Here is a 4,998-nt window from a genome sequence, read left to right as displayed (position 1 = left end):
TTGAAACCGCTTTCGCTGGCAAGCCAGCTCCTACAACCAGTGCCACCGCCACCACCGCCCCGTAGGAGCCGGCTTGCCGGCGAAGGGGCCCGAGACTTCTGCGCAAATCTGGAAACCGCTTTCGCTGGCAAGCCAGCTCCTACACAAGCCAGCGCCTGCTCAGGCGGTGGCTGCGTTGGGCGCCGGCACCCGCTTGGGTTTACGGAATACCAGGACGTTGCCCAGCATCACCAGCACCAGCCCGGCCAATGCCGGGGCAGTCCATTGGTAGCCCTCGGCAAAGGCCGAGACGTTCAGCGCCACCACCGGAAACAGCACGGTGCAATAGGCTGCCCGCTCCGGGCCCATGCGCCCCACCAGGGTCAGGTAGGCGGTAAAGCCGATCACCGAACCCGGTATCACCAGGTACAGCAACGAGCCGATGTAGCGAGTGGTCCATTCCACATCGAAGGCGATGCCCTGGAACAGGCAATACGCCGCCAGCATCGTCGCGCCGTAGGCCATGCCCCAGGCATTGGTGGTCATGGGCTTGAGCCCGGCTTTCTGCTGCAGGCTGGAGAGCATGTTGCCCGCCGAGAAGCACAGGGTGCCCAGCAGGGCCAGGCCCAGGCCCAGCAGGGTTTGCGGGCTGGCGCTGTGGCCCCCCAGTTCCGGCCAGAACAGCAGCCCCAACCCCAGCAGGCCCAGACCGCCACCCAGGAGCACATTGCGCGCGATCCTCTGGCCGAAGAACACCCGCGCGTTCAGGGCGTTCCACAGGGTCGCGGTGGAAAACACCACCGCCACCAAGCCGCTGGGAATCCACTGGCTGGCGTACAGAAAGCACATGAAATTGATGCAGAACAGGCACACCCCCTGGGCCAGGCAGATCAGGTGTCCGCGGCGGTTCATCGGCTGCAGCTTGCGGCTGAGCAGCAACATGACAAACAGCACCAGGGCCGCGAGGGCAAAGCGATAGACGATGGACACCGGAATCGCCACCACCCCCAGTTGCAGTTTCAGGGCGATCCAGGTGGTGCCCCAGATCAGCACGGTCAATAGGTACAGCGATAGGTTCATGGCGCGACTCCTCTACAAGGAGCACAGTTTCCAGCGCCGCCCCCTGCCCGCGCTTGCATAAACTTGCGCTTTTTATCGGTGCCGGGCTGGCAGCACGGGTGCTACGGAGTAGGATGCGAAACACCGGCAACCGCACCCATGTTGACGTCACCACCATGCCCGCACTGGATACCCTGCAAGTCTTCCAAGCCCTCAACCGCTCGCCCAATGCTCGCCTGGAGCACAGCGCCGAGCTCGGTGACGGCTTGTCCGCAGCCTTGTGGAGCAACCATCACGACGCCCAGGAATATGAGGCGCCCAGCCACCACACCCTGTCCTGCTACCTGGCCGGCGGCACCGGCACCTTTCGCCGCGACCAGCCCGGCAGCAAGGGTGGCCCGGGCAAGTTGTGCATCCTGCCCGCCGAGCACCAGTCGGCCTGGGTGATCAACGGTGATATTCGCCTGGCCCATCTGTACTTCAGCCCGGAGCAGTTCGCCCTGGGCTGCGTCACCCTGCTGGATCGCGAGCCCCGGGAACTGCAACTGCGCGAAAGCACCTTTCTCGACGACCCCGAGCAGACCCAGCGCTTTGCACAGTTGGTCCGCCTGAACTGGGACGAACCCGGCGAGCGCCTGCTGACCAGCAGCCTGGCCCACGAGATGCTCAGCCATGCCCTGCTCCATCAAGTGGGCCTACGCCAGGGGGCCCGGCTCAAGGGCGGATTGGCCGCGTACCAGCGGCGCCTGCTGGTGGACTACATCGACAACCAGCTGGAAGCGCCCCTGAGCCTGGGCCAACTGGCGGGGCTGTGCGCCCTCTCCGAATACCACTTCGCCCGCATGTTCCGCGCAAGCTTCGGCCTGCCGCCCCACCAATATGTGCTGGCCCGACGCCTGAGCCGGGCCCGTTACCTGCTGCGCACCACTGCCCAGCCCCTGGGCGAGATTGCCCTGGCCTGTGGTTTTGCCAGCGCCAGCCACTTCAACAATCGCTTCCGCCAGGCCCTGGGGGGAACGCCGGGAGACTACCGCCTGGCGTTCCTGCGCTGAGGTCGGGGTTGCCGAGAACCCGCCTCTGCATGCCCCTTCTTATGCCAAAGCCCACCCTTACACGCATGAATCAGTAAGCGGCTCAAGTTCCCCACTTAAATAAGACAATTCTTACAAACCAATTTAAAACCCCCTACATGCATCTTTCCAAAAGACCACCCTCCACAAGTTCTTATATGACAATCAAGAACATAAAAAGGTAATTTTTTTATAATTTTATTTATCACTTCATTCATGGAGCTGATGATTCTTGTTTAACCCCAGGCTCAACTTAGTCTTTGGGCCTTGAACCCCAGGCATTACACAAAAACTCAACGTGCAAGCGCACTCCAACAGGAGCCAATTAACCGAAGCACCCGACAAAGTCACGTCAACCACAACTGATCCACAACTTTCACCAACCCATAAAGCAATTCAACATTCGCACATGGAGCTTTAAACAAACCTGCAACAACTCAGTTGTTAATCGCCTTACTCCAAAACAAAAAAAACGGAGGACGATGAAATGCTTTCAAGAAGTTTGCCACGGCAATGGGTCAGACACTCGCCCCTGCTGTGTGCCTCGATGCTGGCCATTCCGGTAAAAGCCGAACTGCTGGAGGACAGCAGCGCACGCCTGGAGCTGCGCAACTATTACTTCAATCGGGACTTTCGCGAAGGCACTGCCCCTACCCGTGAAGAATGGGCGCAAGGTTTCCTCTTGCGCCTGGATTCAGGGTTCACCGAAGGCAGCCTCGGCGTCGGTGCCGACGCCATCGGCATGCTCGGGATCAAGCTGGATTCCGCTCCTGGCCGAACCGGTACCGGGCTGTTGAAGGTGGCACGCAATGGCCGGGCAGAGGATGACTATTCGAAACTGGCCCTGGCCGGCAAGCTCAAGACCAGCAAGACGCTGTTCAAGTTCGGAACCCTGGTACCGCCGGTACTGCCGACACTGAGACCCAATGACGGCCGCCTGTTTGCGCAGATGTTCGAAGGCGGGCTGCTGACCTCCAATGAAATCGATGACCTGGAGTTTACCGCCGGGCGTCTGAGCCGGGTCCTGCAGCGCAACGCCACGCAGTACACACCGCTGACCCTGAGCCCCTTGAACCGGCGTTTCGAGAAGCCGGGGGCCACCGCGGAACACTTCGACATGGCGGGCCTCGACTACCGATTCCACAAGCAATGGCTGGCTCGCGTGCATGTCGCCCAACTGCAGGATATCTACCGTCAGCAGGTCTTCACCCTGGTCAACAAGAGCCCCTGGGGAGCGGGGACTTTCAGCAGCGATCTGCGTTTGAGCCTGATGAACGACTACGCCAATGCCAAAGGCGGCAACATCGACAACCGCGCCCTGCAGGGGTTGCTCGGGTACGCCTATAAAGGCCACAGCCTTGGCCTGGCTTATCAGCGAATGTTGGGGGACACCGGTTATGCCAACATCCTGGGTGCCGATGCCAACTTGATCAACTTATCCGTACTGGGTGACTTCGCCAATGCCAAGGAGCGCTCCTGGGCACTTCGTTATGGCTATGACTTCGCCAACCTGGGCTTGCCGGGCCTGAGTATCAATAGCCGCTATATATCCGGCAATCATGCCGAGATCACCGGCAGCCAAAAAATTGGCAAGTCATGGGAGTTGGATAATGAATTGCGTTATGTCGTACAACAAGGCCCGCTGAAGAATTTAAGTGTACGCCTGCGCAGTGCAATCTATCGCTCCAACTACGCCAAGAACTTCATTCGCGACACTGACGATACACGACTGATGTTCAACTACATCTGGAACATCAAGTAACCAGGCAACCAGAACCCACATAAAAAAATCAAACGCTTAGAGGTGATATCCACATGCAACGTCTACTATCGAAAAGTTTGGCCAGTCTATTGTTTTTAAGCCTGATCAACCCAGTCGAAGCCAAACAACCCGCTCAGCCGCAAAGCGTCCCGGAGTTCCGACCGGGGTACTTGATCGGGTACCTGAAACAGCAGGATCTGCCCAACAGTCTGTCGCTGTTACCCCCACCTCCTGCGGTGGGGACTCCCGCCTTCGCTCTGGACCAGAGCATGGCTGAAAAAAGCCAGGCCTTGCGTGGCAGCAAACGCTGGGAGTTGGCCATCAGCGATGCCAACCTGAAGTTCCCCGCCGCCGCAGAGACGTTTTCCTGTGCGCTGAACGCGCCGATCAGCGAACAGCAAACACCTGCGCTGTACAGAGTCTTGCGGCGGACCCTGACCGATGCCGGGATGGCCACCTACAGCGCAAAGACGCACCACATGCGCACCCGGCCCTTCGTCTACAACCAGCAGCCCAGTTGTACCCCGGAAGATGAGGCGAAGCTGGCCGCAGATGGTTCCTACCCGTCGGGCCACAGTGCAATCGGCTGGGCCTGGGCGCTGCTGTTGAGCGAGCTGGCCCCCGAGTACGGCAACGCACTGTGGGCCCGTGGCCGGGCCTATTCGGAGAGCCGCATGGTGTGCAACGTGCATTGGTACAGCGATATCCGTGAAGGCCGTGAGATCGGCGCGACCACCGTGGCACGCTTGCACGCCGATCCGACCTTCCAGGCCGACTTCGCCGTCGCCCGGCAAGAGCTGCTGGCCGTTCGCGCCAAGGGCCTGAGCGCCAGCGGCGACTGTGCGGCGCAAGCGCAAGCCCTGGCACTTGGCGCCGACTAGGGCGCCAGACCCAGGATCAGGGTGCTCATCAGAACTCCAGGGTGCTGGACAGCGATACCTGGCGAGCATCCCCCATGGACACGAAGAACTTGCTGGCCGACGAGGTGTAGTAGGTCTTGTCGAACAGGTTCTTCACGTTGAGCTGGAACTTGACCTTCTGCCCTTCGACCCGAGTGTCGTAGGTGGCGAAGGCATCGGCCACGGTGTAGCCCGGCAGGTCGAAGCTGTTGGGCGCATCCCCGGCGCG

5 protein-coding genes are annotated in these 4,998 nt (G+C 60.4%); 3 read left to right on the top strand and 2 right to left on the bottom strand.

Annotated features, from left to right (window positions below; translation table 11 throughout):
- Positions 1 to 159: 159 nt before the first annotated feature.
- A complete protein-coding gene (locus BLX41_RS28170; RefSeq protein ID WP_123727529.1) occupies positions 160 to 1,059 on the bottom strand; it encodes a DMT family transporter in 900 nt (299 codons plus the stop codon).
- A 155-nt stretch (positions 1,060 to 1,214) separates the two neighbouring features.
- On the opposite strand from BLX41_RS28170, the gene BLX41_RS28165 reads away from it, so the two are divergent.
- From BLX41_RS28165 to BLX41_RS28155, 3 genes are all read left to right on the top strand, one after another.
- Entirely contained in the window at positions 1,215 to 2,090 is an 876-nt protein-coding gene (locus tag BLX41_RS28165; protein ID WP_123727799.1) for a helix-turn-helix transcriptional regulator, read from the top strand.
- A gap of 505 nt (positions 2,091 to 2,595) precedes the next feature.
- Positions 2,596 to 3,870 carry an OprD family porin gene (locus BLX41_RS28160; protein WP_123727528.1) on the top strand — a complete coding sequence of 425 codons (1,275 nt, stop codon included), beginning with the start codon at positions 2,596 to 2,598 and terminating at the stop codon, positions 3,868 to 3,870.
- A 269-nt stretch (positions 3,871 to 4,139) separates the two neighbouring features.
- Entirely contained in the window at positions 4,140 to 4,751 is a 612-nt protein-coding gene (locus BLX41_RS28155) for an acid phosphatase (RefSeq protein ID WP_259745271.1), read from the top strand.
- 28 nt (positions 4,752 to 4,779) lie between these two features.
- Here the strand turns inward: BLX41_RS28155 and BLX41_RS36485 are convergent.
- Positions 4,780 to 4,998, bottom strand: a 219-nt coding sequence (locus BLX41_RS36485; RefSeq protein WP_259745270.1) for a TonB-dependent receptor, incomplete at its 5' end; no start/stop codon positions are given.

It is taken from the genome of Pseudomonas protegens, assembly GCF_003732485.1.
Lineage (GTDB): Bacteria > Pseudomonadota > Gammaproteobacteria > Pseudomonadales > Pseudomonadaceae > Aquipseudomonas > Aquipseudomonas protegens_B.
Note: the sequence above shows the minus strand (reverse complement) of the source record. Positions and strands in the feature narration are given on the sequence as shown.